26 protein-coding genes and 1 tRNA gene are annotated in these 23,898 nt (G+C 71.8%); 6 read left to right on the top strand and 21 right to left on the bottom strand.

The features are described 5' to 3' along the window. Positions 1-20: 20 nt before the first annotated feature. Positions 21-2,534: a DHA2 family efflux MFS transporter permease subunit gene (locus ACFZDC_RS03915; protein WP_391319837.1), complete on the bottom strand. Its 2,514-nt coding sequence runs from the start codon at positions 2,532-2,534 to the stop codon at positions 21-23. A 13-nt stretch (positions 2,535-2,547) separates the two neighbouring features. Then, a complete protein-coding gene (locus tag ACFZDC_RS03910; protein ID WP_391319835.1) occupies positions 2,548-3,042 on the bottom strand; it encodes a MarR family transcriptional regulator in 495 nt (164 codons plus the stop codon). A 205-nt stretch (positions 3,043-3,247) separates the two neighbouring features. Between ACFZDC_RS03910 and ACFZDC_RS03905 the strand changes: the two genes are divergently transcribed. After that, positions 3,248-3,442: a hypothetical protein gene (locus ACFZDC_RS03905; protein ID WP_391319833.1), complete on the top strand. Its 195-nt coding sequence runs from the start codon at positions 3,248-3,250 to the stop codon at positions 3,440-3,442. 41 nt (positions 3,443-3,483) lie between these two features. Here the strand turns inward: ACFZDC_RS03905 and ACFZDC_RS03900 are convergent, their stop codons facing one another. The 9 genes from ACFZDC_RS03900 to ACFZDC_RS03860 all read right to left on the bottom strand — a co-directional run bounded on the left by ACFZDC_RS03900 (position 3,484) and on the right by ACFZDC_RS03860 (position 8,907). Beyond that, complete coding sequence (locus tag ACFZDC_RS03900) at positions 3,484-3,960, bottom strand: hypothetical protein (RefSeq protein ID WP_391319831.1); 477 nt, start codon at positions 3,958-3,960, stop codon at positions 3,484-3,486. Positions 3,961-4,268: 308 nt separating this feature from the next. Beyond that, positions 4,269-5,186 carry a SigB/SigF/SigG family RNA polymerase sigma factor gene (locus ACFZDC_RS03895; RefSeq protein WP_391319829.1) on the bottom strand — a complete coding sequence of 306 codons (918 nt, stop codon included), beginning with the start codon at positions 5,184-5,186 and terminating at the stop codon, positions 4,269-4,271. 313 nt (positions 5,187-5,499) lie between these two features. Continuing rightward, positions 5,500-6,342 (bottom strand): SigB/SigF/SigG family RNA polymerase sigma factor, encoded by an 843-nt coding sequence (locus tag ACFZDC_RS03890; protein ID WP_391320686.1) that lies wholly within the window; start codon positions 6,340-6,342, stop codon positions 5,500-5,502. Positions 6,343-6,517: 175 nt separating this feature from the next. Continuing rightward, positions 6,518-6,811, bottom strand: a complete 294-nt coding sequence (locus ACFZDC_RS03885; protein WP_391319827.1) for a Dabb family protein — start codon at positions 6,809-6,811, stop codon at positions 6,518-6,520. Positions 6,812-6,830: 19 nt separating this feature from the next. Continuing rightward, positions 6,831-7,010, bottom strand: coding sequence for a hypothetical protein (locus tag ACFZDC_RS03880; RefSeq protein ID WP_391319825.1), 180 nt, complete (start codon positions 7,008-7,010; stop codon positions 6,831-6,833). Between the two features lie 172 nt (positions 7,011-7,182). Next, positions 7,183-7,267 (bottom strand) — tRNA-Ser (locus ACFZDC_RS03875). A 45-nt stretch (positions 7,268-7,312) separates the two neighbouring features. Then, on the bottom strand, positions 7,313-7,744 hold the full coding sequence (gene tadA / locus ACFZDC_RS03870; RefSeq protein ID WP_391319823.1) for a tRNA adenosine(34) deaminase TadA: 432 nt from the start codon (positions 7,742-7,744) through the stop codon (positions 7,313-7,315). Positions 7,745-7,821: 77 nt separating this feature from the next. Continuing rightward, complete coding sequence (locus ACFZDC_RS03865) at positions 7,822-8,361, bottom strand: hypothetical protein (RefSeq protein WP_391319821.1); 540 nt, start codon at positions 8,359-8,361, stop codon at positions 7,822-7,824. Between the two features lie 330 nt (positions 8,362-8,691). Then, on the bottom strand, positions 8,692-8,907 hold the full coding sequence (locus tag ACFZDC_RS03860; protein WP_391319819.1) for a hypothetical protein: 216 nt from the start codon (positions 8,905-8,907) through the stop codon (positions 8,692-8,694). A 96-nt stretch (positions 8,908-9,003) separates the two neighbouring features. Here ACFZDC_RS03860 and upp point away from each other — a divergent pair, with 96 nt between their 5' ends. Next, the gene (gene upp / locus ACFZDC_RS03855) at positions 9,004-9,639 is read left to right on the top strand and encodes a uracil phosphoribosyltransferase (protein ID WP_391319817.1); all 636 of its coding nucleotides are present in this window, start codon (positions 9,004-9,006) and stop codon (positions 9,637-9,639) included. A 16-nt stretch (positions 9,640-9,655) separates the two neighbouring features. Here upp and ACFZDC_RS03850 read toward each other — a convergent pair whose 3' ends face one another. The 6 genes from ACFZDC_RS03850 to ACFZDC_RS03825 form a co-directional block, all read right to left on the bottom strand. Beyond that, entirely contained in the window at positions 9,656-10,297 is a 642-nt protein-coding gene (locus ACFZDC_RS03850) for a LytR C-terminal domain-containing protein (protein ID WP_391319815.1), read from the bottom strand. A 98-nt stretch (positions 10,298-10,395) separates the two neighbouring features. Continuing rightward, positions 10,396-10,692 carry a type II toxin-antitoxin system VapB family antitoxin gene (locus ACFZDC_RS03845; protein ID WP_004943146.1) on the bottom strand — a complete coding sequence of 99 codons (297 nt, stop codon included), beginning with the start codon at positions 10,690-10,692 and terminating at the stop codon, positions 10,396-10,398. A 658-nt stretch (positions 10,693-11,350) separates the two neighbouring features. Next, a complete protein-coding gene (locus ACFZDC_RS03840; protein WP_391319813.1) occupies positions 11,351-11,476 on the bottom strand; it encodes a hypothetical protein in 126 nt (41 codons plus the stop codon). Positions 11,477-11,520: 44 nt separating this feature from the next. Then, positions 11,521-11,850 carry a hypothetical protein gene (locus ACFZDC_RS03835; RefSeq protein ID WP_391319811.1) on the bottom strand — a complete coding sequence of 110 codons (330 nt, stop codon included), beginning with the start codon at positions 11,848-11,850 and terminating at the stop codon, positions 11,521-11,523. Positions 11,851-11,926: 76 nt separating this feature from the next. Then, complete coding sequence (locus ACFZDC_RS03830; RefSeq protein WP_391319809.1) at positions 11,927-12,595, bottom strand: DUF308 domain-containing protein; 669 nt, start codon at positions 12,593-12,595, stop codon at positions 11,927-11,929. Positions 12,596-12,656: 61 nt separating this feature from the next. Further along, positions 12,657-13,250, bottom strand: a complete 594-nt coding sequence (locus ACFZDC_RS03825) for an HhH-GPD-type base excision DNA repair protein (protein WP_391319807.1) — start codon at positions 13,248-13,250, stop codon at positions 12,657-12,659. A 343-nt stretch (positions 13,251-13,593) separates the two neighbouring features. Here ACFZDC_RS03825 and ACFZDC_RS03820 point away from each other — a divergent pair, with 343 nt between their 5' ends. The 4 genes from ACFZDC_RS03820 to ACFZDC_RS03805 all read left to right on the top strand — a co-directional run bounded on the left by ACFZDC_RS03820 (position 13,594) and on the right by ACFZDC_RS03805 (position 17,344). Further along, the gene (locus ACFZDC_RS03820) at positions 13,594-14,070 is read left to right on the top strand and encodes a cupin domain-containing protein (protein ID WP_391319805.1); all 477 of its coding nucleotides are present in this window, start codon (positions 13,594-13,596) and stop codon (positions 14,068-14,070) included. After that, entirely contained in the window at positions 14,067-14,828 is a 762-nt protein-coding gene (locus ACFZDC_RS03815; protein ID WP_391319803.1) for an SDR family oxidoreductase, read from the top strand. The genes ACFZDC_RS03820 and ACFZDC_RS03815 overlap by 4 nt, the downstream gene beginning before the upstream one ends. 65 nt (positions 14,829-14,893) lie before the next feature. Beyond that, entirely contained in the window at positions 14,894-16,681 is a 1,788-nt protein-coding gene (locus tag ACFZDC_RS03810) for a copper resistance protein CopC (RefSeq protein WP_391319801.1), read from the top strand. A 27-nt stretch (positions 16,682-16,708) separates the two neighbouring features. After that, the gene (locus tag ACFZDC_RS03805; RefSeq protein ID WP_391319800.1) at positions 16,709-17,344 is read left to right on the top strand and encodes a poly-gamma-glutamate hydrolase family protein; all 636 of its coding nucleotides are present in this window, start codon (positions 16,709-16,711) and stop codon (positions 17,342-17,344) included. On the opposite strand, the gene ACFZDC_RS03800 is transcribed toward ACFZDC_RS03805, so the two are convergent. The 4 genes from ACFZDC_RS03800 to ACFZDC_RS03785 all read right to left on the bottom strand — a co-directional run bounded on the left by ACFZDC_RS03800 (position 17,310) and on the right by ACFZDC_RS03785 (position 23,671). Then, positions 17,310-17,681 (bottom strand): SgcJ/EcaC family oxidoreductase, encoded by a 372-nt coding sequence (locus ACFZDC_RS03800; protein WP_391319798.1) that lies wholly within the window; start codon positions 17,679-17,681, stop codon positions 17,310-17,312. The two genes, ACFZDC_RS03805 and ACFZDC_RS03800, sit on opposite strands and share 35 nt — an antisense overlap. Positions 17,682-17,738: 57 nt before the next feature. After that, entirely contained in the window at positions 17,739-20,540 is a 2,802-nt protein-coding gene (locus ACFZDC_RS03795; RefSeq protein ID WP_391319795.1) for a SpoIIE family protein phosphatase, read from the bottom strand. A gap of 79 nt (positions 20,541-20,619) precedes the next feature. After that, a complete protein-coding gene (locus ACFZDC_RS03790) occupies positions 20,620-21,516 on the bottom strand; it encodes a phosphorothioated DNA-binding restriction endonuclease (RefSeq protein WP_391319793.1) in 897 nt (298 codons plus the stop codon). Positions 21,517-21,646: 130 nt separating this feature from the next. Further along, entirely contained in the window at positions 21,647-23,671 is a 2,025-nt protein-coding gene (locus tag ACFZDC_RS03785) for a cell wall-binding repeat-containing protein (RefSeq protein ID WP_391319791.1), read from the bottom strand. Positions 23,672-23,898 lie beyond the last annotated feature (227 nt).

Below are 23,898 nucleotides of genomic sequence, written 5' to 3'. Positions count from 1 at the left end.
ACCACGGGCCGTGGGTCGAGCTACTCGCCGGGGTGGGCGAGTTCGATGTCGTGGTCGTCGGCTCCGGCGCCGGAGAGGGTCAGGGCGGTGGCCACCGGCGGGTAGCCTGTCGCGATGACGGTGTACTCGCCGTTGTCCAGGTCGGTGAAGGCGTACGCCCCGTCCGTCCCGGTGGTGGCCGTGCCGACCACGTTGCCCGCCTGGTCCACCAGCGTCACGCGGGCGTCGGCCAGCGGACCGTGCGGGGCCCGCACGACACCCTGCAGCCGGGCGCCGGCGTCCAGGTCGACCTCGATCCGGGTGACCCCGGTGGTGGCGACCTCGACCGGCAGCGCGCGCGGCCGGAACCCGCTCGCGTTGACCGCGACGGTCACCGTGCCCGGCACCAGGTCGGTGAAGGCGAACTCGCCCTGTTCACCGCTGGCGGCGGTGGCCAGCAGGTCCCCGCGCACATCGGTGACGATCACCATCGCGTCCTTGACCGGCAGCGCGCTCCCGGTCGCCCGGACCACACCGGCCAGCCCGCTGGTGCCGCTGAGCAGGATGTCGTACGACAGCGGCTCCTCGCCCACCACGATCGTGGAGGCCTGCGGCTGGTAGCCGTCGGCGGAGGCGATCAGCACGTACGAGCCCGTGCCCGGGGCGTGCAGCCCGTAGGAACCGTCGGCCTGGGCGACCGCGCGGCCGAGCTGGCGGCCGGTAAGGGAGATCAGCGTGATCGCGGCCTGCGGCACCGGGGCGCTCTCCACGCCGCGGACGAAGCCGTGGACCGGGGTGCCGCCGGGCTCGGCGACCGCGGTGACGGCGGTCAGCTGCTGCGTGGCGGTGGCGGTGGCGGTCGCCGTGGCCGGGTCGGCCTCGGTCGTGGCGGCGACCTGGGCCGGGATCTGCTGCGCCTCCGCGACGGCCGGAGCGGCGGCCGGGTCGGCCACGGCGGCCTCACCCTCGGCGGACTGGGCCAGCGCACCCTTGGTCCTCAGCGGGACCTCCTTGATGAACAGCGTGATCAGGAAGGCGACGGCGGCGAGGCAGCCGGCGATGAGGAAGACGTCGGCGATGCCGTGGCCGTAGGCGCTCTCCAGAAGCCTGCGCAGCGGGGCCGGCAGCGTGCCCATGTCCGGGATGCTGTCGGTGGAGCTCGAGCCGGCCAGGGCCGCCCGGTACTTGGGGCGCAGGGCGGAGATGCCGTCCTTGACGTAGTGCGTGATGCGGTGGGACATCACCGCGCCCAGCGCCGAGACGCCGACCGCACCACCGAGGGAGCGGAAGAAGGTGACCGTGGAGCTGGCCGAGCCGAGGTCCGAGGGCGCCACCTGGTTCTGCGTGGCGAGGACCAGGTTCTGCATCATCATGCCGATGCCGAGGCCCAGCAGGGCCATGAAGATGGCCATCTTCCAGTAGTCGGTGTCGTACCGGATGCCGCCGAGCAGCACCAGACCGGCCGTCACCAGGACGCCACCGCTGACCAGCCATGCCTTCCAGCGGCCGGTGCGGGTGATGAACTGGCCCGAGACGGTCGAGGAGACGAACAGACCGCCGATCATCGGGATCGTCATGACGCCGGACATGGTCGGGGACTTGTCGCGGGCGAGCTGGAAGTACTGGCTGAAGAACACCGTGCCGGTGAACATCGCGACACCGACGAACAGCGAGGCCAGCGACGCGAGCGTGATGGTGCGGTTCTTGAACAGGCGCAGCGGGATGATCGGCTCGCTCGCCCTGGACTCGGTGAGCACGAACAGCGCGCCGAGGACGAGGGAACCGCCGACCATCGCGTACGTCTGCCAGGAGATCCAGTCGTACTTGTCACCGGCGAAGGTGACCCAGACCAGCAGCAGGGAGACGGCGGCGGAGATGAAGAACGCGCCGGCCCAGTCGACCTTGACCTGCCGCTTGACCACGGGCAGGTGCAGGGTCTTCTGCAGCACGATCAGCGCGATGATCGCGAAGGGGACACCGACGTAGAAGCACCAGCGCCAGCCCAGCCAGGAGGTGTCGGTGATGACACCGCCGAGCAGCGGGCCGCCGACGGTGGCGACGGCGAAGGTGGCACCCAGGTAGCCGGAGTAACGGCCGCGCTCACGCGGGGAGATCATCGCCGCCATGACGATCTGCGCCAGTGCGGACAGACCGCCGACGCCGATGCCCTGCACCACACGGCAGGCGATCAGCATGCCGGGGTTCTGCGACAGGCCGGCCGCCATCGAGGCGACGACATAGATGATCAGGGCTATCTGGACGAGCGCCTTCTTGCTGTACAGGTCGGCGAGCTTGCCCCACAGGGGAGTGGCCGCGGTCATCGACAGCAGGGCGGCGGTGACCACCCAGGTGTAGGCGGACTGACCGCCGCCGAGGTCGCCGATGATCTGCGGCAGGGCGTTGGAGACGATCGTGGACGACAGGATCGCCACGAACATGCCGAGCAGCAGCCCGGACAGGGCCTCCATGATCTGCCGGTGCGTCATCGGGGCGTGGCCTGCGCCTCCCCCGTGCTTGGCGTGAGCCCGCACACCGGCTGGTGTGGTCGTTGCCATGGACTTCCTTTTCTTACGTGCTTGCGGGTGTACGGGTGGTCTCTTCGACTACGGGTGCGGGCAGCCGCGGCGGGGCGGACCGGCAGTCGCCGAAGCTGGCGCGCAGGCGCGTCATCAGCCGGATGAGCTGGCCGACCTCCTCGTCGGTCCAGTCGCTCAGCCGCTCGGCGAGCAGATGGGTGGTCCGCCGGGACAGCTCGGCGAGCTGCTCCAGGCCCGGTGGCGTCAGCCGCAGGATGCGCGAGCGCTTGTCCGCGGGGTCCGGTGACCGCTCGATCCAGCCGCGTGCGGCGACGTGCGCGACATGCCGGCTGGTGACCGACATGTCCACGGCGAGCAGCTCGGCGAGCTTGCTCATGCGCATGTCGCCGTGGCGCCCGAGCAGGGTCAGCACGGCGGCCGAGCCGGCCGGGCACTCGGGCGGCAGGATGCGTCCCATGTCCCGCTTCACGGCTCCGACGGCACTGAGCTGACGCGCCAGCTCCTCGAACTGCGCCCGCTCGGCCATCACACCTCCCGTATTCGTTGCTTGGGGCAACCATAATAGCGGTTGGTTGCTGCAGGCAAACAAATCGGGGACCCGTGGCGCAAAAACTTGGCAAAGGCACGTATTGCGAGGGTGAATAAGCAGATGGGGACGGGTGGCGTGCCCCCCTCTGTCCTGGTGGCCCCGCACTTGGGTCGGGCACCCGGATTCGCTAGGGTCTCGGGCCATGGCTAACACCCAGGGCCCCCAGGGCAACCACGACCCCGCAGGCAGCACTCAGATGTTCCGCGCGTTCGTCGACGAGGCTCCTCAGGGACGGCAGCAGCAGGCGGCCTCCTCCGGTCCCCGGATCGGCCTGATCGTCGGCATCGTCGTCGCCGTGGCCGTCGTCGCCGTGGTGGCCTGGCTGGCGATCAAGTAGGGCCCGGCCGGCTGCCCGAGGTCACCGGCTCCTGCCGGAGGTCACGGGCTCCACTGGACGGACACCTCGCGTGTCTCGATGTGCATGCCGAGCGGTACGCGCCAGGCGTCGACGCACACCGTCCAGGTGTGGTCCGTGCGCACTCCCGGCCCGATCGGCACCGGAAGGCCGACGGTCGACTCGACCGTCCCCCAGTCGATGCCGAGCGCGCCGATGATGTGGGTGCCGAACGTCACCGTGCCCGAACGCACCGGCTCGCCACCGGAGTTGTGAAAGGGCACGGTCACCTTCTCGCACCGGCGTTGGTCCGTGTCCTCGCGTTCGGGATCGCCCCAGCCGAGGTCGGCGGGCGCGGGGGTCGCCGTACGGGAGGGAGGAGTTGGGGTGGGTGTCGGCGGCCGCTCAGGGGCGGTCGTGACCTGACCGGTGGTGCTCGGTGCGGCGCCTGTCGGCCCGGCCGGCCCGGCCGGGCCGACAGGCCCGGCCGCCGGGCCGGTGGCGGGCGACGCGGTCCGCACCGCCGGCGCGTGTGAAGTCGCGGCCGGCGAGGGGGATGTGCCGCCGCCGCTCGGCCCGTCCAGCGGCACCATCCGTACCGCTCCCGTGGGTTTCCCCGCCGTACCCGCCGGCCGTGGCACGCCGCCCACCGCCACATACCCGCCTCCGCCTCCGCCCCCGCACGCGGCCAGGCCCACGCCCAGACACACGACGGCCGCCGACGCTGCCGTAACGGCGCCTCGGCGGCCATGTGTCCATGTCGTCGTACGAAGCATCCCGGTACGAAGCATCCGGCCAGGGGGGCTGATGCTCCGTCAGATGAGAAGCCTCAGTCGGAGATGAGTCCCTCGCGCAGCTGGGCGAGCGTCCGGGTCAGCAACCGGGAGACGTGCATCTGGGAGATGCCGACCTCCTCGCCGATCTGCGACTGGGTCATGTTGGCGAAGAAGCGCAGCATGATGATCCGGCGCTCCCGGGGCGGCAGTTTGGCCAGCAGGGGCTTGAGCGACTCGCGGTACTCCACGCCCTCCAGCGCGGTGTCCTCGTAGCCGAGCCGGTCGGCCAGGGAGCCCTCGCCGCCGTCGTCCTCGGGGGCCGGGGAGTCGAGCGAGGAGGCGGTGTAGGCGTTGCCGACCGCGAGGCCGTCGACCACGTCCTCCTCGGAGACGCCGAGGACCGCGGCCAGCTCCGTCACCGTCGGGGAGCGGTCCAGTTTCTGGGACAGCTCGTCGCTGGCCTTGGTGAGGGCCAGGCGCAGCTCCTGCAGCCGGCGCGGGACGCGCACCGACCACGAGGTGTCGCGGAAGAAGCGCTTGATCTCACCCACGACCGTCGGCATCGCGAACGTCGGGAACTCCACGCCCCGTTCGCAGTCGAAGCGGTCGATCGCCTTGATCAGGCCGATCGTGCCGACCTGGACGATGTCCTCCATCGGCTCGTTGCGGGAGCGGAAGCGAGCCGCCGCATAGCGCACGAGCGGGAGGTTCAGCTCGATCAGAGTGTCCCTCACATAGGCGCGCTCGGGGCTGTCCTCGGCGAGTGCGGCGAGCCGCAGGAACAGGGAGCGGGACAGGGTGCGGGTGTCGATGTCCGCCGAGGCCGGAACGGCTTCGGCGGGCGGGACGGGCGGGGCCGGCACTGCTTGGAGGGCCGTGACGTCATCGAGCACGTCGAGAGCGTTGAGCTCCGTGGGCGCTGCCTCGCTCGTGGGTGTGAGCACCTTCGAGCTGCCCTGGTCTGCGGACATGCCACCCCCTTCAGGGTCGCGGGACGGTCGCGGCGGCGATGCCTTTCGAGCAACGCAGCCTTCACCTGAATACCGGCGCCGGAGCTCCGGCAAACGCGCTTCCCGCAGAATGTCACATGTCGGCAACACGCTGTAGTGACATGTCGACATGCGAGATGCGAATCGGCCCTGGAAAGAAGGGGTCTGACGGTTTTTCGGCGCACAACTGTCGGGAACCGCCCTGGTGAGCGATTCGCTCGCGCCGGTTACCACTCGATCCTGTTTTCGATCCGGTGTGATCTGGTGTGTTCCGGACCGTGCTCCTGTGCGCCGGTTATGCCTCGATCCGATTCGCGGACCGCAGTCGCTGGAAGCTACGGGCGAGTAGTCGCGAGACGTGCATCTGGGAGACACCGAGTTCCGCGCTGATCTGTGACTGGGTGAGATTGCTGTAGTAGCGCAGGAGAAGGATTCTCTGTTCCCGCTCGGGGAGTTGGACGAGGAGATGGCGGACCAGGTCGCGGTGTTCGACGCCGTCCAGGGCCGGGTCCTCGTAGCCGATGCGGTCCAGCAGGCCGGGCATCCCGTCGCCCTCCTGTGCGGCCTCCAGCGAGGTGGCGTGGTACGACCGTCCCGCCTCGATGCAGGAGAGCACCTCGTCCTCGCTGATCCGCAGGCGCTCGGCGATCTCGGCGGTCGACGGTGAGCGGCCGAAGGCCGTGGTGAGGTCCTCGGTGGCGCTGTTGACCTGGACCCACAGCTCGTGCAGCCGGCGCGGTACGTGGACCGTGCGGACGTTGTCCCGGAAGTACCGCTTGATCTCGCCGACGACGGTGGGCATCGCGAAGGTCGGGAACTGCACGCCCCGGTCGGGGTCGAACCGGTCGATGGCGTTGATCAGACCGATGGTGCCGACCTGGATCACGTCCTCCATCGGTTCGTTGCGGGAGCGGAAGCGGGCGGCCGCGTAGCGCACGAGCGGGAGGTTGGCCTCGATGAGTGCCCCCCGCACCCGGTTGTGCTCCGGGGAGCCCGGCCTGAGGTCCTTCAGTTCGGCGAAGAGCACCTGGGTCAGGGCGCGGGTGTCGGCGCCGCGGCGCTTCTCGGGGGCGGCGGGGGCGGAGGTGGGCGCGGTCGCCTCGTCCTGGGGCGGCGCAGTACTGGCCGACACGGTCAACGCCACCTCTTCATCGGTCAATCATCCGTCAAAAGCGGTCATAGCATCACAAGACATGTGCACTGTGTGCAAGCACCCGATAACATCGTGTTGTGGTCAACCAGCGCCAAGTTGGGTCGCCGGACGCACGAAAGCCCCCCGCCGTCCAGGGCGGGGGGCTCCTTGGGCGAGGTGCTCAGAACTCGTAGTCGGCGATCACCCACGTGGCGAACTCCCGCCACAGCGCGACGCCGGCCTGGTGGTCCGGGTGCTCCAGGTAGCGCTTGAGTGCGTCCGTGTCCTCGACCGCCGAGTTGATCGCGAAGTCGTAGGCGATCGGCCGGTCGCTGATGTTCCAGGCGCACTCCCAGAAGCGCAGCTCCTCGATCCGGTCGCCGAGCGCCCTGAAGGCCTCCACGCCCGCGACGACCCGCGGATCGTCGCGGTCGACGCCCTCGTTGAGCTTGAAGAGGACCAGGTGGCGGATCATGGGGTGTACCTCAGCTCTCTCAGCTCTTTGCTCCGTTGGCGATCCAGGTCATGAAGTCGCCCATGGCCTTGGCCGCGTCCGAAATGCCCTCGAAGGCTATCTGGACGTAGTCGGCCGCCTTGGCCGGGTCCGTGATGATCACGTACAGCGCGAAGACCACGAGCACGTACACGGCGATCTTCTTGGCGTTCACCGCCACCGCGGCCTCCCCTGTGCCTGTGCCTCGCGGGCCCTGTTGCCGGCGGCGAGTGTAACTTCACGCCCTCGTGGCGGACCAACGGCCTGCCCGCCGAGAACTCTTGCCGTGCGGCCCGCCGAGCAGCTGAGGACACGCACGAAGGGCCCCGTCTCGCGACGGGACCCTTCTTCAGCGGTAGCGGAGGGATTTGAACCCTCGGTGACTTGCGCCACACTCGCTTTCGAGGCGAGCTCCTTCGGCCGCTCGGACACGCTACCGAGGGAGACCTTACAGCAAGGCGGGGCATGGTTTGAAATCGGTATTCAGCGGTCCCGGAAGAACTCCGTGAGGAGCCGCGCACAGTCCTCGCCCAGGACGCCTTCGACGACCTCGGGCCGGTGGTTGAGCCGGCGGTCCCGTACGACGTCCCAGAGGGAGCCGGCCGCTCCCGCCTTGTCGTCGCGGGCGCCGTAGACCACCCGGTCCACGCGGGACTGCACGAGCGCGCCCGCGCACATCGTGCAGGGCTCGAGCGTGACGACCAGGGTGCATCCGGTCAGCCGCCACTGGCCGAGCCCGGCTGCGGCCCGCCGGATCGCGAGGACCTCCGCGTGGGCCGTGGGGTCGCCGATCGCCTCGCGCTCGTTGTGTCCGGTCGCGAGCACCGTCGTACCGTCCGGGGACAGTACGACAGCGCCGACGGGGACGTCCCCGCCCCGGACGGCCAGCTCTGCCTCGTCCAGGGCGAGCCGCATCGCGGCCCGCCAGCGGTCGCGTACCGGGTCCGGTGCCCGCTCCGTGTCCTGTGGGTCCTGCGGCTGTTCGGGCGTGGTCAGCGGACGGTCTCCAGCACCTCCGAGGCGCCCAGGGCCTCGGCGATCTCGGCCAGCGCGTCGTTCGGATCGAGGCCCCGCAGCTCCTTCTCGCTGACACCCAGGTCGTCGAGGATCCGGCCGTCGCCCACCGGGCCGTGCGGCACCGTGCTGACGGACGTGGTCGGCGCGTCGTCGTCGTCCTCCTCCTCGGACTCGCCCTCCTCGGTGCCGTCGAGGTCCAGGGCATCCAGGTCGGGGCCGTCGTCGGCGCCGGGCTCCCGGCCGAGCAGCTCGTCCGTGAGCAGCAGCTCCCCGTAGGCGCTGCGGGCGGCGGCGGCCGCGTCGGAGACGAAGATGCGAGGGTCCTCCTCGCCGTCCACACGGACGAGACCGAACCAGGAGTCCTCCTGTTCGATCAGGACGAACACCGTGTCCTCGTCGGGAGTGGCTTCCCTGGCCAGATCGGCCAGATCCGACAGGGTCTCCACATCGTCGAGCTCTGTGTCGCTCGCTTCCCACCCGTCTTCGGTGCGCGCGAGCAGTGCGGCGAAGTACACCGTGACTCTCCCACTGGTCGTAGGCGTGCCGGTTGGGGGTCCCCCCGGCGGAGGTTCTGGGCGGAGAGAGCTGTGCTCCGAGCCCCACCCACTCGGAATCGTGGCAGAAACAAGGCGTTCAGGGGACGTCTTCGGCTCCCTGTGTCTGGCTGTTTTGATCGTGCGTCCGGGTCTGGAGGGCGAACGACCCGTCAGCGTGCTCGTTGCCGCCACCTGCGGATCGTACGCGGCTTTTCCGGGCGCTCCCGCACTCCCACCGCGGGAACACCGGCGTGCGCGGTGATCTTCCTTACCAGGATCTTCCCTGCGGGGATCGTACGACGGCCTTCCCTACCAGCGGAACGTTCGCATCCGCATGGCGTGCCGCAACCGGGCGGCCTTGGCGCGCCGGGGCTGAACGCGGTCGCGCAGCGCGCGGGCCTCGGCGAGGTCGCGCAGGAACTGGGCGCGGCGGCGCCGGCGCTCGGCTTCCGTCTCGGGCTGCCGCGGTCCGGTGGAGCCGGCGCCCACGGCGGCCTCGGTCTCGTGGTCAGGCAGGTCAGGCACAGTCACACCACCCGGGGTCCGTCCCTCCCACTTTCCCTCGCACGGCGGGTTTGATGCCAGCGTGAGCTGCCGACGGCCGCGGTTACTGTTATGGACATGCGTCTCCACGTCGTCGACCACCCCCTGGTCGCCCACAAGCTCACCACGCTGCGCGACCAGCGCACCGACTCCGCGACCTTCCGGCGGCTCGCCGACGAACTGGTCACCCTGCTCGCCTACGAGGCCACGCGGGACGTGCGCACCGAGGCCGTCGACATCCGGACGCCGGTCGCGCAGACCACCGGCGTCAAGCTCGCCCGGCCCCGTCCGCTGGTCGTGCCGATCCTGCGGGCCGGCCTCGGCATGCTGGACGGCATGGTCCGGCTGCTGCCGACCGCCGAGGTGGGTTTCCTCGGCATGATCCGCAACGAGCAGACGCTGCAGGCCTCCACCTACGCCTCGCGCATGCCCGAGGACCTCTCGGGCCGTCAGGTGTACGTGCTGGACCCGATGCTGGCCACGGGCGGCACGCTGGTCGCTGCCATCCGGGAGCTGATCAGGCGCGGCGCCGACGACGTGACCGCCGTGGTCCTGCTCGCCGCCCCCGAGGGCGTCGAGGTCATGGAGCGCGAGCTGGCGGGCACCCCGGTGACGGTCGTCACGGCGGCCGTCGACGACCACCTCAACGAGCACGGCTACATCATCCCCGGCCTCGGAGACGCGGGCGACCGGTTGTACGGCGCTGCCGAGTAGCCCTGCCGGTCCGGTTTCAGCAGTTCTTCTTCTTCGGCGTGGCGGGCGTCTGCCCGGCCGTGGTCAGCTTGGCCAGGGCCTGGTCGGCGGCCGTCCGCCGGGTGAGGTTCTTGAACCCGTCGCCGATGATCAGGTCCAGACCGGCGCCCTTGCGGGCGGCGTCGGTGCGGCGCTCGGCGCCGGCCAGCTGGGTGGCGAGCACCGGCAGCGAGGTGTTGAGCGCGGAGGCGGGGCCGACGAGGATCCCGGTGCCCTTGACCTTCTTGTCGAACTCCTTGGACGCGTTGCCCACGTCACCGATCCTGAAGCCGCGCTTCTTCAGCTCGTCCGCCGTGGCCTTGGCGAGCCCGGCGCGGGCGGTGGCGTTGTAGACGTTCACGGTGATCTCGCCGGGCTTCGGCAGCGCCGTGGCCACCTGGGCGGCGGGGCTCGCCTTGGTGCGGCAGTCCGACGCGCGCCCGGCCGCCGGGGTCTTCTCGCCGCCGGTGAAGACGTCGATGAGCTGCAGCGTGCCCCAGCCGATCAGACCGAGCGCGGCGACGGACGCCAGCACGACGAACGCGAGCCTGCCGCGCCGCCGGGGAGGGCGCATCCGAGGGTATTTGTCCCCCGTGATCCGGTACTGGCCGCCCATGCCAGGGGGAGTCAGCATGCTCATGGGCGCAGCGTAGTGTGCCCGAGCGGCGATGCCTATTAGATGATCAGTCGAGGCCGCTCAGTGGAACCCGAAAGGGGCAACGGGCGTGTCGCGCCGGGTCAGTCGAGCTCGAGCACGCGCGCGTGCAGCACCTGGCGCTGCTGGAGGGCGGCGCGGACCGCACGGTGGAGGCCGTCCTCCAGATACAGGTCGCCCTGCCACTTCACGACGTGCGCGAAGAGGTCGCCGTAGAACGTCGAGTCCTCGGCGAGCAGTGTCTCCAGGTCGAGCTGCTGCTTGGTGGTCACGAGCTGATCGAGGCGGACCGGGCGCGGTGCGACGTCCGCCCACTGCCGGGTGCTTTCCCGGCCGTGGTCGGGGTACGGCCGGCCGTTTCCGATGCGCTTGAAGATCACACGGAAAGCCTACCGGTCAAGACCTTCCGGGCGCAGCCATGACGGCGGAGTACGACGCTGGAAAAGCCGTATCCAAACGGGTGAAACCGGGAAATGCCGGGGGGCGGGAGCCGGGGATGAGTGACAGCGAGACGCTCCCCGCCGAGGGCTCGGGAGATCACCTCCGGGTACGCCATCACCGGTCCCGCCCCGCACCTCGGCGCCCTCCACCGGGACGGCCGGTGCCACCCGGACGCACCGGTCCGCGTCCTGCTCGCCGTGCTCAACCGGCACGGTCCGGCCGCGGGCGCCACCGGCACTCACGGACATCAAGGGCGACCTGTCCGGCATCACCCGGCCGGGGCAGCCGGGCGATGCCGGGTCGAGGGGTGATGCCGGGTCGAGGGCGGGCCGGAAATGTTATGCACAGGCTGTGGACCGCGAGTCGGCGCGCGAGAGGCTGAGTGCCGGGCGGCCCGAGGCGCCCGGGGCCTCGAAGTCTCCCCGGGCCCCCGGGGCCGAGGCGCCCGAGGAGGAGCCGTCGCTGGGCGAACAGGTGGGGAACACAGGGGTGTTCAGGTCCCTCACCCGCTCGGTCGGCACCCAGGCCGGCCGTGAGATCACCCGTTCCCTGTTCGGTACGGCCCGGCGGAGGCGGTGGGCCGCCCCCGCCGGCGGGTCAGCGGCCGTCCTCCTTCGCCGGCTGCTGCGGTCGCGGGTTCTTTCCGTCCGGCCGGGGCGGCGCGCTGCGCCTGGCCTCCGCGCGCAGCAGGGCGCGCAGGACCGCGTACGGGTCTGTGGGCATGGCTGTTCCTTGCGTCGGGCTGACTGGCCTGGGGGAGGGCACGGTCAGCAGCGCAGGACCACCGACCTCAGCAGGGGCACGGCGTACGGCGGCCGTGGCACGGCGGGGCACGGGCCGAGCGCCGGACGGACGGGTGCCGCCGGGTCGGGCAGGGGTGCGGTGCGCTCGGGCGCGTCGGGCTGGTGGAGGCCGCGGACGGGCGGCCGTAGCAGCGTGCCGAGGACATCGTGCTCGGCGGTCTCGGCCGACACGGCCAGGGCGGACGCCGCCTGCGCCTGCACATGGGCGCCGGGCACCCACACGGCCAGGAGCAGCACGAGGACCCGCAGCCAGGTGCGGGTGCTCGTGCGGGGGAGACCCGGGGTCCTGCTCACGGCTGGTCTGTGCCCGCGTGGCCCCCGCACCGCATCGCGCGGCGCACGAGATCCGCCCGCTCGGCCCACACCGGGATCACACCGTGCGCGGGACCTGCTGTGCGCGGCCGCGGACGCGGAACGCGGTGACGATCTCCACGACACCCACGATCACCAGCCACCAGCCGCCGACCAGGGTCAGCACGGCGACCGACTGGAACGGCGCGTCGATCAGCACGATGCCGGCGATGAAGGTGACGACCCCGAGGAAGATCTGCCAGCCCCGGGCGGGCATGCGGCTGTCGGAGACGGCGGCCAGGGTCTGGGTGATCCCGCGGATCAGCCAGCCGATGCCGATCCAGAGGGCGAGCAGCAGGATCGACTGCATGGGCCCGCGGAAGCAGAACAGCCCCAGCAGGATCGACAGGGCGCCGCTGATGAAGGCGAGCACCCGCAGTGATGTCCTCAGGTGGGTGCCGAAGGCGGCGGCCAGCTGGAAGACGCCGCTGACGACGAGGTACACCCCGAACAGGACGCCCGCCACCAGCAGGGAGGGGCCCGGCCAGATGAGCACCACGACGCCGAGGATCAGCGAGGCGATGCCGGTGACCAGGACGACCTGCCAGGCTGCCCGGGACAGGGCGTGCAGGGGACCTTCGAACGGCGGCTCGGGCTCGTGGTGCCCCTGCGGTGCGTGGCCCGCGTGGACGTTCCGGTCGTCGTACTCACGGTCCCAGGAGGGACCTCCACTGGGTGCTTCGGTCATGCTCCATGCTTGGACCGCCCGGGCCTGCCCCGCCATTGGGGAGGGGCCACCCGGCTGACGCTCACTTCTCCGCGGTCTTCGCGGCCTTGGCCGCCGCCTTCATCTCCTGCTTGTGGGCGCGCACCTTCGCCAGCGACTCGGGCCCGGTGATGTCGGCGACGGACCGGAAGGACTTCTCCTCGCCGTAGGCTCCGGCGGCCTCCCGCCAGCCCCTGGGCCGCACGCCCAGCTGCTTGCCGAGCAGCGCGAGGAAGATCTGCGCCTTCTGCTTGCCGAACCCGGGCAGCTCCTGGAGCCGCTTCAGCAGCTCCTGGCCGTCCTCGACGCCCTTCCAGACCAGTTCGGCGTCTCCGTCGTAGTGTTCGACCAGGTACTGGCACAGCTGCTGGATCCGCTTGGCCATCGACCCCGGGTAGCGGTGCACGGCGGGCTTCTCGGAGAGCAGCGCGGCGAAGGCCTCCGGGTCCATGGCCGCGATCTCGTGCGCGTCCAGGTCCTCGGCGTCCATCCGTCCGGCGATGGTCGCCGGGCCCTTGAACGCCCACTCCATCGGGATCTGCTGGTCCAGCAGCATGCCGGTCAGCGCGGCCAGCGGACTGCGGCCGAGCAGTGCGTCGGCCTCGGGGTCCTGGGCGAGGTGCAGAGTGACGTCCATGGGTCGATGATCGCTCGCCGGGAGGCGTGGCGCAGCCGGGGGGCGACTCCCGCTCGGTCGCCCGCGAGGCGCGGGGCGACCGCCTGCCGACCGGAACCGCCGCATGGACGCCGCCGGCACCGAAGCCGTCGTCCCCCGCAGCGGCCCACCCCTAACGCCTGCCGGGCGCGGGGGAGTTGTCCGGGGCGAACCGGAGCGCCGCCGTACGTGCAGCTGGGGAGACCCCCGGCGAGGAGCGCGCGGTGTGCCGGGGCGTGCAGGCCGGCCGGACCTGCGATCACTCGCGTCGCACGCCGCAAGCACGCCCAACTGGCCGCCTCCGCCGGGAAGGTAGCCTTTCCGGGTGACCACGCCCGAGGAGCTGATCGCCCATTACGAGCTGGAGCCGATCCCCCACGAGGGCGGCCTGTTCCGGCGTACCTGGGTGGGGCCCGAACGGGCGGACGGCCGCCCCGAGGGCTCGGCCATCGTGGCGCTGCTCACCACCGACGACTTCTGCGCCCTGCACCGCCTCCCCAGCGACGAGGTCTGGCACTTCTACCTGGGCGACCCGCTCCAGCTGCTGCTCCTTGCCCCCGACGGCACGACCCGCACCGCCGTCCTGGGCCCCGGCCTGCGCGCCGGCCAGCACGTCCAGTTCACCGTGCCCGCCGGCACCTGGATGGGCGCCCGGGTGGCACCCGGCGGCGCATGGACCTTCTTCGGCTGCACGATGGCTCCCGGATTCACCTACGAGGGCTACGAACCGGGCGAGGCGGCGGACCTCACGGCGCGTTACCCGGCACAGGCCGCCCGCATCGCGGAACTGTGCCGCCCATGACCCTGCTCGACGGACAGACCGCCCTGGTGACCGGCGCGGGCGGGGGCATCGGCCGCGCCATCGCCCTGCGCTTCGCCGAGGAGGGCGCGGCGGTGGCCCTCCACTGCCGTACGGCGGTGGAGGCGGCCGGCGAAGTCGCCGCGCGCATCCGGGAGCTGGGCGGCGCGGCGGTCGTCCTGCGGGCGGACCTGACGGACGAGGGAGCCTGCCACCGGCTGATCCGCGAGACGACCGAGTGGTCCGGCGGCCGTCTCACCGCCGTCGTCAACAACGCGGCGATCCAGCCCGTCCAGCCCCTGGCCGGCATGACGGCGGCCCAGTGGCGCACGGTCGTCGACACCAACCTCACCAGCGTCTTCGCCTGCACCCAGGCCGCCGCCGCCCACCTGGGCGAGCACGGCGGCGGCACCGTCACCCACATCGCCTCCATCGAGGCCGCCCGGCCCTCCCCCGGCCACGCCCACTACGGCGCCGCCAAGTCCGCCGTCGTCATGCACGCCCGCGCGGCCGCCCTGGAGTACGGCCCGCACGGCATCCGCGTCAACTCGGTCTCGCCCGGCCTCATCGACCGGGAGGGCCTGGCGGAGGCCTGGCCGGACGGCGTACGCCGCTGGCTGCGGGCCGTCCCCGCCGGCCGCCTGGGCCGCGCCCGGGACGTCGCCGACGCCTGCGTGTTCCTCGCCTCGCCCCTCGCCTCCTGGATCACCGGCCACGACCTGGTGGTGGACGGCGGAGTGTCGGCACGGCCGACGTGGTGAGCGCGCCGCCCGATCGCTCCGTACGTATACGGAGGACGTGCGGGCCAGGGAGCGGGAGGGATCAGGTGCGCGACCGACAGGGGTGGCTACGGCGGCTGACCGTCCTCTGCGCGGGCCTGTTCCTGCTCCTGCTCGGCACGGCCGCCCCCGCCTCGGCCCACGCGGCCCTGCGCGAGACCGACCCCGCCGACGGAACGGTCCTGAGGTCGGCGCCCCGGCAGGTGACGCTGACCTTCACGGAATCGGTCGGACTGCTGACCGACTCGTTCCGCGTCTACGACCCCGAGAACCACCGCGTACGCACCGGCGAGGCGGACCACGCCCCCGGCCGCTCCGACACGGCCCGCGCATCCCTGCCCGCCCGGCTGGGCACGGGCACCTACACGGTGGCCTGGCGGGTGGTGTCGGCGGACAGCCACCCGGTGTCCGGGGCGCTCACCTTCTCGGTGGGCAAGCGTACGGCGACCACGACGAGCGTGCTCCCGGACCGGTCGGAGAACCGGGCGACGAGCAGCCTCTACAACATCGCGCGCTATGCGGCCTACCTCTCCGTGGCGCTGCTCCTGGGCACGGCGGCGTTCGTGGCGTACTGCCGTCCGCCGGCCCGGGCACAGCTGCGCCGACCGGCCCTGGCCGCCTGGTGGACCCTGTCGGCCGCGACGACCGTCCTGTTCCTCCTCAGGGCCCCGTACGAGGAGGGCGCCGCCCCGACCTCGGCGTTCGCCCTCTCCTCCCTCGCCCGCACGGCGACGGCCCGCCCCGGCGAACTCCTGCTCGCCCGCCTGGCCCTGCTGCTCCTGGCAGGCGCCTGCACCCTGTCCCCGAGGCGGTGGAGGCGCGGGATCCCCCGCCGAGCCGCCCTGACGACCGCCGGGACCCTGTCCGTGGCCCTCGCCCTGACCTGGGCGGCCTCGGAACACGCCTCGGTGGGCCGCCAGGTCCCGGTGGCGATCGCGTCGGCCACCCTCCACCTGCTGGCGATGGCGGCCTGGCTGGGTGGCCTCACAGCCCTGCTGCTGACCCTGCGCCGCGCGGCACCGGACCCGGCCGCACTGCCGGCACGGGTCGTCACCCGCTTCTCCCGTCTGGCCTTCGCCTCGGTGACGGTCCTGGTGGCGACCGGCGTCTACCAGTCCTGGCGGGGCCTGGGCTCCTGGCAGGCGCTCACCGACACGGCGTACGGCCGCCTCCTGGTGGCGAAACTGGCGGCGGTCGCCCTGCTGCTCGCGGTGGCGTCCCGCTCCCGCCGCTGGACGGCCCGCCTGGCGAGCCCGTCCCGGGCACCGCTGCGCGACCGCGTCCCCGAACCGGCCGGCGGCCCCCCGCTCCCTCCGCCCCCCGAGCCCCCCGCCGCACCGCACACGCTGCCGGGCCGCCTCCGCCGCTCGGTCCTGGCCGAGGTGGCGATGGGCGTCATGGTCCTCGTGCTGACGACCCTCCTGACGAGCACGCTGCCGGGCCGGGCGGCGGCCGAGGCGGCGCGGTCCGAGACGCCGGCGGCCGGCATCCCGGCCGCCTCGGTCACCACGATCCCCTTCGACGTGGGCACCTCCCAAGGCCACGGCAAGGTCCAGATCACCCTGGACCCCGGCCGGGTCGGCGCGAACTCCGTCCAGGCGGTGGTCTACGGCCCCGACGGCGGCCTGGCCTCGGTCCCCGAACTGCGCATCACATTCACCCTCGCCGCCCAGCGGATCGGCCCCCTGGACACCAGGGTCACCGACCGGGGCGGCTACTGGGCCGCCGACTCCTTCGGCGTGCCGATCCCGGGGACGTGGACGATGAAGGTGACGGTACGGGTGTCGGAGGTGGACCAAGTGACCGTGGCGAAGGCCGTGCGGGTGGCGCGGTAGCGGTCACGCTCCCGGGGAGAGGGCGAGATGGAGCGCAGCGAACGAGTGGTGATCGAGGGGGTCGAGTTCGCCGTCTCCCTGACGACCGGGTCGGACGTCGGACTGCTGGCCCTGCACGGCGGCACGGAGGGCGGCACGGCGGAGCTGGCCGGCGAGGTGGCGGCCGGCACGGGAGCCACCGCCCTGGTCTTCACCCAGCCGGCCGGCGACCCGGTCCACATCCCCTCGCACCGGATGTCGGTACCCCACTGCGCGGCCCTGCGGGAGTTCCTCGCCTCCGTGACGGTGGTGGTGTCCCTGCACGGTCACCTGAGGCCCGAGACCCCCCGAGCGATCTTCCTGGGCGGCACCAACCGCGAGGCGGCCCGAACGCTGCGCCACAGCCTCACGCTTCTCGCCCCGGACTTCGAGGCCGTCACGGAGTGGGAGAGCATCCCGGCCGGCCTCCGGGGCCTGCACCCCCGCAACCCCGTCAACCTGGCCCCGGCGGGCGGCGTCCAGGTCGAACTGCCCCTGACCGCACGGACCCGGCGCCCGGGGAAGGTCCAGGGAGCCCCGGACCTTCCCCCGCGGCCGGTGGCGGCCGCCCTGACCGCCGGAGTCGAGCGGCTGACGGCGCAGCGGCGACCTAGTCGAGGCGGGAGACCTGGTAGTGGCCGATGAGCCACTCGTCCCGCGAACGCTGCACCACCACACCGAGGTTGAGGCTCAGCGTGGGCCGGTCGGTGAACGAGAAGTCGACGCTCAGGTATCCGAGCAGGATGTCGTCGGACAGGCGTCTGCTCTCCAGCAGGCGGTACTCGACCGCCATGCCGAGCGGCTGGGACGCGTAGTAGTCGGCGACGCCCTGCCTGCCGACGCTGTAGGGGTGCAGTCCCTGGAAGGTCGCGTCCTCGGTGAAGAGGGAGGCGACCCGCTGCGGCTCGTGGTGGTCGACGCCTGCTTTCCACTGGTCGAGGACGCCGCGCAGGATGGCCTCGGTGTCTGTCGTACCGTGCATCACGGTTCTCCTTCACCGGCCGGGGCCTTGGCACGCGGGACTCCGTGCTGTCCGGGCTCACAGGTCGGGGTCGTCGAACTGCTCGAGAAGGAAGTCGACCGGTACGTGGCCCGTGGCGCCGGACGCGCCCTCGTGAAGAAGCTGTTCCGCCCAGATGACCTTGCCGCGGGTCGTGTACCGCGTTCCCCACCGCTGGGCGAACTGCGCCACCAGGAACAGCCCCCGTCCGCCCTCGTCCGTGGTCGCCGCCCGGCGCAGGCGCGGCAAGGTGCCGCTGCCGTCCGACACCTCGCAGATCAGGGAGCGTCCGCGCAGCAGCCGCACGCCGATCGGCGGCGAGCCGTACCGGATCGCGTTGGTGACCAGCTCGCTGACGATCAGCTCCGTGGTGAACGCAGTCTCCTCCAGCCCCCACTCCTGCAGCGTCTTCCGGCAGCGCTCCCGCACCGAGGGAACCCGCGCCGGGTCCGGCGGCACGTTCCACTCGGCCACGCGCGAGGGCGGGAACACGCGGGTACGCGCCGTCAGCAGGGCGATGTCGTCGGAGCAGTGTGCCGGCTTCAGCGCGTCGATCACCGCCTGACACGTCTCCTCCGGAGTGCGGTCCCCGGACCCTTCCAGCGCCCGGCGCAGCCTCTTCATCCCGACGTCGATGTCGTGGGTGGGGTTCTCCACCAGCCCGTCGGTGTACAGCACCAGTTGTGAACCCTCCGGCAGGGACAGCTCCGCGGTCTCGAAGGGGTAGCCGCCCAGGCCGAGTGGCGCCGAGACCGGCACGCCGGGACAGGTGACCGTTCCGTCCGGGCGCACCACCACCGGTGCCGGGTGTCCGGCACGAGCGACCGTGCAGGTGCCCGTCACGGGGTCGTAGACCGCGTACAGACAGGTCGCCCCGGTCACCCCCTCACCCTCGTGGTCCTCCGCGGCATCGTCCGTGTTCTCCTCGTTGTCCATGCGGACGACCAGGTCGTCCAGGTTGCCGAGCACCTCGTCCACGGGCAGGTCCAGGGTGGCGAAGTTGTGCACCGCGGTGCGCAGCCGGCCCATGGTCGCCGCCGCGTGCAGCCCGTGACCGACGACGTCACCCATCACCAGTGCCACTCGGGCGCCCGGAAGCGGGATGACGTCGAACCAGTCCCCGCCCACCCCCGCCTCCGCGGGCAGATACCGCCAGGCCACCTCCAGCGCGTCCTGCTCCGGCTGCCCCCGCGGCAGCAGACTGCGCTGCAGCGTCACCGCCATCGCGTGCTCCCGGGTGAACCGCCTGGCGTTGTCGAGGGCCACCGCCGCCCGCGCGGCCAGCTCCTCCGCGAAGGAGAGGTCCTCCGCCTCGAACGTCGGGGAATCCCCGGTCCGGTAGAAGTTCACCACGCCCAGCGGCACGTTCCGCGCCCGCAGCGGAACGGTCACCAGCGACCGCAACCCGCACTCCAGGGCCTTCCGGGCGCGCTCCGGATCCTGCTCCCGCCAACCGGACGCCTGCCGCAGGTCCGCCTCCAGCACGCTCCTTCCCTCGCGCAGTGTCCGCATCTGAGGGGCGCGGGGGGAGAACGTGATCACCTCGCCCAGCGGATACACCGGCATCATCCGCTGTGCGCCGCCGATCGCCGCCCGGCGCAGATGCAGCCATCCCTCCGCCGTCGGCTCCCAGCCCCGCAGCACCGCGTCGAGCAGATCCACCGTCACGAGGTCGGCGAACTGTGGCGCCGCCACATCGGCGAGCTCCTGGGCCGTACGCCCCACGTCCAGCGTCGTCCCGATCCGGATCCCGGCCTCGTACAGCAGCCTCAGCCGCTCCCGCGCGACCTCGGCCCGCCCCGAGACCGCCGCCAGCTCCGTGGTGTCCCGCAGGGTCACCACGCTGCCTCCCCGGCCGCCGCGCGGGTACGCCGGCCGCTTGTTCACCGCCAGCAACCGGTCCCCGACGAGATGCACCGCGTCGGTGACCGGCTCCGGCGACGACAGCAGTCGCAGGACCGGCTCCGGCAGTCCCAGTTCCGCTACCGGGCGCCCCCGCGCGTCCGCCGGCAGCCCGAGCAGCCGCGTCGCCTCGTCGTTCGCCAGCAGCAGTCGTCCGTCGGCGTCGATGATCAGCACTCCTTCCCGCACCGCGTGCAGGACCGCGTCATGGTGCTCGTACAGCTGCGCCAATTCCGCCGGGGCCAGGCCGTGCGTATGCCGCCGCAGCCGCCGGGACACCAGCGTCGTTCCCGTCATGGCCAGCGCCAGCGCGGCCGCGCCGCTGCCCAGGATGATCGGCAGCTGCGGCATCCACAGTCCCGCCACGTTCCTGACCGTGATTCCGGCGGAGACCAGGCCGACCACCTTGCCGTGCGGGTCGGTCACCGGGACCACGGCCTGTACGGCCGTCCCCTTGCCCGCGGGCAGCGGCGGCCCGCCGGCCTGCTCGACGACGGTACGGCCCTGCAGCGCCGGTCCGATGGTGCCGACGAACTTCTTCCCGATCTCCCGCGGGTAGGGGTAGGTGTAGCGGATCCCCGCCGTGTTCATGACGACGACGAAGTCCACGCCCGTGCGCTTGCGGGCCGCCTCGGCCCGCGGCTGGAGCACCGCTGTCGGATCCCGGCTCTGCAGCGCCTCGGCCACGCCGGGTGCGCTCGCGAACGCCTGGGCCGCGACGACCGACTCACGGCGCCCCTGGTGCACCGCGTCACTCGCCGTCTGGAGCACCATCGCCGCCACCGCGGCCACGACCAGCAGCACCACGATGACGACCTGGAGAAGGAACACCTGTCCCGCCGCACTGCGCAGGTCCAGCAGGGAAGCGCGAGGTTCCCGCGAGCGTCCGACGGGCGGAAGACGCTCCGGGCCCCCAGGGCGCCCGGAAAATACCTCCATACTCCTAGATAACACCACTACGGGAGGCCGATGCTGACCGAGGCCCGGGACCATGGTGCTGGATCACATGTTTCCGCGGTCAGTAAGCCGTGGCAGGTCGAGGGCTGCCGTGGAAGACCTGCCTGAGGTGCCAGGAGCGGTGCGCCGCCGCGACGGGGTGGGCACCGGGCCGAGGGCCGATGAGCGGGCGGTCGGCCAGCGCTGTGACGTGTTCGCGGGCGGCGGGGCTGCGGCCGACAAAGCGCTGGGAGACCAGGATGCGGTGGCCGTCGCCCATGCCGAGGACGCCCTTGTCGAAGAGCTTGTGGTGCAGCGAGCACAGGCAGAGTCCGTTGTCGACGTCGTCCGGGCCGTCGAACGCCCACCAGCGCACGTGCGCGGCCTCCAGCGCCACGGGCACCGTGCCGATCATGCCGTCGTAACCGCAGAAGGCGCACCGGTACTCGTAGGCGGTCAGCACCATCTCCCGCATCCGCCGGTCCCGTTGCCGCCTCTGCGGCGCTGTCAGGGCGTCCGTCTCCGCCCGCTCCGGTGCGAGGCCCACGGCTTCGCACAAGTCCTGGTGCAGCGACGGCGGGAAGTGCAGATCCAGCAACACCCTTGCCATGCGGCCCAGGAGCGACGGCTCCCGCCTCAGCGCCACTCGCAGGTCCGGGGCCAGCCGTCCGGTGGCCCGGCCGGCCCGCAGCTCCCGTACGCCGGTGCCGGGGCTGCCGACACCATGATCGGTCCGCACCTCCCACACCCCGTCGTTGACCAGATGGTGGAAGGGATAGGCGGGCGTCGTGCCGCGCGCCGGACCGTACTCCGCCAGCAGGTGCTTCAAGTCGGCCTCCACCGCGCTGTACAGCAGCCGACCCTCGGCATCCGCCTGGAAACGGCCCAGCGCATACAGCAGGAGCAACGGCTTGTGCGGCGCCCGCACCCCGTCCCGACTCCACTGCCTCAGCTTCGCGGCGCGCTCCAGCCAATCCATGACCGGTGATCGTAGCGACGCCTCGCCGGGCGTCACGGGGTGCGTGCGGTCGTGCTCGTGCGCCTGCCGCGGACCGGGTGGCAGGCCGGCGCGGCCTGGGTCGCAGGTGTAGGCGACCCGGGCCGGGCAGTTACCTCTTGGCCGTCACCTGGAGAGGGGCCAGGTCCGGGCTCGGAGCGGGCTTGTTGGTACCCAGGGACTGCGGCTGGGCGGTCGGGCTCTGCGGGGCCGCTCCCTTGTAGTACGGGGTGTAGACGTAGTGGCTGCCCACGCCGATGGATCCACCTATCTTCGAGATGACGGACGCGTCGACCGAGCTGGTGCCGCCGAAGACGGCGACGTGGTTCACGCTCGCCGACCTCCGCATCAGGTAGTTCTTGGTGTCGTACGGCAGTGAGCTGACGTCGGTCCACAGCAGTGGACCGTAGGTGGTCATCGCCGACGACGCGGAGACACCGCCGCGCCAGCTGCCCACGGAGGCCACAGCGGCGTTCGACGGCAGCGACCACCACAGTTCGGCAAGCTGCCTGGCGTTCGACTGCGGAGTGCCGCCGGCGACTCGGTAGTAGCTGTACTTGCTGGGCCAGTGCGGTATCTTGCCGGCCTGGTACGCCTTGGTCAGCGCCGACTCGGCGTCGGTCCCCACCGTGACGATCTTCGTGGTGCTCGGGCTGTACTTGTTGAGGTAGCCGTAGACGGACGCGGTCATGGTCGAGCCGTCGGTCAGCAGCACGACCGCGCTCCCCGAACTGCCCAGGGAGCCCGCGGCGGAACTGGCCGCGAGGGCGTTGTGGTAGTCGGTGCCGGTGGCAAGGAAGACGTACTTCGGCGTGCTGGTGATCGTCTTGGCCACGGCCACCGAGGTGGAGTAGCGCGAGACGTCCGACAGCCGCTTGGCGACGTACCCGAGTGAGGTCACCTTGGACGCCACCGTGCTGTTGAGGATTTTGGTCTCGCCGACCAGGTAGACCGTCCGGCCCTTCGGCAGCATGCGCTTCAGCTCGGTCTGCACCGAGGAGTCCAGGCTCGTGCCGGAGGTCATCAGCACCGGTCCGCGCTTCTTGCCGGCCAGCGAGGTCGCGGTGGTGGCGTACGCCGAGTCCGACTTGCTGATGAGGACGGCCGCGCCCGCGTTCGTCAGGCCGGGCGTGCTCTTGCCGACGGTGTTCCACGTCCACTTGGACGACGCGATGTCGGTGTCGTACGAGTCGGAGCCGTAGACCCGGGAGATCGCATTGTCCCTGATCGGCTGCCAGGCCACGTCGGTGCCGTCACCCTGGGGGACCTGCGTCTCCGTGCCCGTGCCGAGGTCGTGGATCCACACCTGCGGGCCCTGGGCGACGTCCGGGTTGCCGGAGACGTAGATGTCGTACGCGATCCGGTTGCCCTGCGGCGACCAGGCGGGCCGGTTGTGGTCGGTGGCATCCGTGGTGACCTGGGTCAGCCCGGTGCCGTCGGTCTTGACCGTGAACAGCTGCTTGTGCCCGTCGACCGACCGGGTGAAGGCCACGGACTGGCCGTCCGGGGAAACGCTCGGGTCCTTCGCGTTGTCGGCCAGCTTGGTGAACGTCCCGGTACGGCCGTTGTAGACCCACACGGCCGGAGTGCCGGCGGTGGCGCAGCTGGTGCCGGTGCGCACGAAGGCCAGCATGCCGTTGACCGCGCCGCTGGGCTTGGAGTCGCAGCCGTCGACGTCGGTGCCGAACAGTGCCCGGGGCGTCCGGGTGCCGTCGGCCGCGGTCACCCGCAGTCGGCCCGCGGCGGTGAAGACGATGTCGCCGCCGCCGTACCAGTACGTCGGGTCGGCCGGATGCCAGCCGCTGCCCGTCGGCATGGTGATGTCGGCACCGGTTTCCTCCTGGCCGGCCCATTCCGTGCGTATGTGGTCGTCGTAAGGGTTCACGAAGGCGATCTGGCTGCCGTCGGCGGACCAGGCGCCCTGGTTTCCGGTCGGGTAGAACTGCGACGACGAGGACCCATCGGGGTTGACGAACCCCATCTGACCGCCGCCGTCGGTGTACAGCAGTTTGCCGTCGACGGCCGGCCAACTGCCGGCGACGGCGGTCGCCGGGCCCGGAAGCCCGGCGACGAGACCGGCCGCGAGCGCGGCGACGGTCGTGAGCGCCGCGGATCTGCGGCGCGCAGGCGTGTTCAATGTGCCCCCACGGGTGAATGGATGGCCACCGGGCCTCTCCCCCGAGGCGAACGGACGGCATCGTGTTCGTCGTCCGCCCGGCAGCGGCGAAACACTAGTGGCAGGCCGCGACAGCCGGGAAGGCGGGGCACACCGCGGTAAGGGCTGGTCGGGAGGCAGGCCGGACGGCCGGTGAGGCGGCCGTCCTCCTGATCCTCGAGCACCGACATTCCGTGCCGCCTTGGATC

The organism is Streptomyces sp. NPDC007905 (genome assembly GCF_042959345.1).
Lineage (GTDB): Bacteria > Actinomycetota > Actinomycetes > Streptomycetales > Streptomycetaceae > Streptomyces.
The sequence above is the reverse complement of the archived record's forward strand: the minus strand, read 5'-3'. Positions and strand labels throughout refer to the sequence as shown.

Excerpts from the sequence above, each read along its gene's own strand:
- ACFZDC_RS03915 (WP_391319837.1), bottom strand. The coding sequence starts at position 2,534 with ATGGCAACGACCACACCAGCCGGTGTGCGGGCTCACGCCAAGCACGGG.
- ACFZDC_RS03910 (WP_391319835.1), bottom strand. The coding sequence starts at position 3,042 with ATGGCCGAGCGGGCGCAGTTCGAGGAGCTGGCGCGTCAGCTCAGTGCC.
- ACFZDC_RS03905 (WP_391319833.1), top strand. The coding sequence starts at position 3,248 with ATGGCTAACACCCAGGGCCCCCAGGGCAACCACGACCCCGCAGGCAGC.
- ACFZDC_RS03895 (WP_391319829.1), bottom strand. The coding sequence starts at position 5,186 with ATGTCCGCAGACCAGGGCAGCTCGAAGGTGCTCACACCCACGAGCGAG.
- ACFZDC_RS03885 (WP_391319827.1), bottom strand. The coding sequence starts at position 6,811 with ATGATCCGCCACCTGGTCCTCTTCAAGCTCAACGAGGGCGTCGACCGC.
- tadA (WP_391319823.1), bottom strand. The coding sequence starts at position 7,744 with ATGCGGCTCGCCCTGGACGAGGCAGAGCTGGCCGTCCGGGGCGGGGAC.
- upp (WP_391319817.1), top strand. The coding sequence starts at position 9,004 with ATGCGTCTCCACGTCGTCGACCACCCCCTGGTCGCCCACAAGCTCACC.
- ACFZDC_RS03850 (WP_391319815.1), bottom strand. The coding sequence starts at position 10,297 with ATGAGCATGCTGACTCCCCCTGGCATGGGCGGCCAGTACCGGATCACG.
- ACFZDC_RS03840 (WP_391319813.1), bottom strand. The coding sequence starts at position 11,476 with ATGCCCACAGACCCGTACGCGGTCCTGCGCGCCCTGCTGCGCGCGGAG.
- ACFZDC_RS03830 (WP_391319809.1), bottom strand. The coding sequence starts at position 12,595 with ATGACCGAAGCACCCAGTGGAGGTCCCTCCTGGGACCGTGAGTACGAC.
- ACFZDC_RS03825 (WP_391319807.1), bottom strand. The coding sequence starts at position 13,250 with ATGGACGTCACTCTGCACCTCGCCCAGGACCCCGAGGCCGACGCACTG.
- ACFZDC_RS03815 (WP_391319803.1), top strand. The coding sequence starts at position 14,067 with ATGACCCTGCTCGACGGACAGACCGCCCTGGTGACCGGCGCGGGCGGG.
- ACFZDC_RS03805 (WP_391319800.1), top strand. The coding sequence starts at position 16,709 with ATGGAGCGCAGCGAACGAGTGGTGATCGAGGGGGTCGAGTTCGCCGTC.
- ACFZDC_RS03800 (WP_391319798.1), bottom strand. The coding sequence starts at position 17,681 with ATGCACGGTACGACAGACACCGAGGCCATCCTGCGCGGCGTCCTCGAC.
- ACFZDC_RS03795 (WP_391319795.1), bottom strand. The coding sequence starts at position 20,540 with ATGGAGGTATTTTCCGGGCGCCCTGGGGGCCCGGAGCGTCTTCCGCCC.
- ACFZDC_RS03790 (WP_391319793.1), bottom strand. The coding sequence starts at position 21,516 with ATGGATTGGCTGGAGCGCGCCGCGAAGCTGAGGCAGTGGAGTCGGGAC.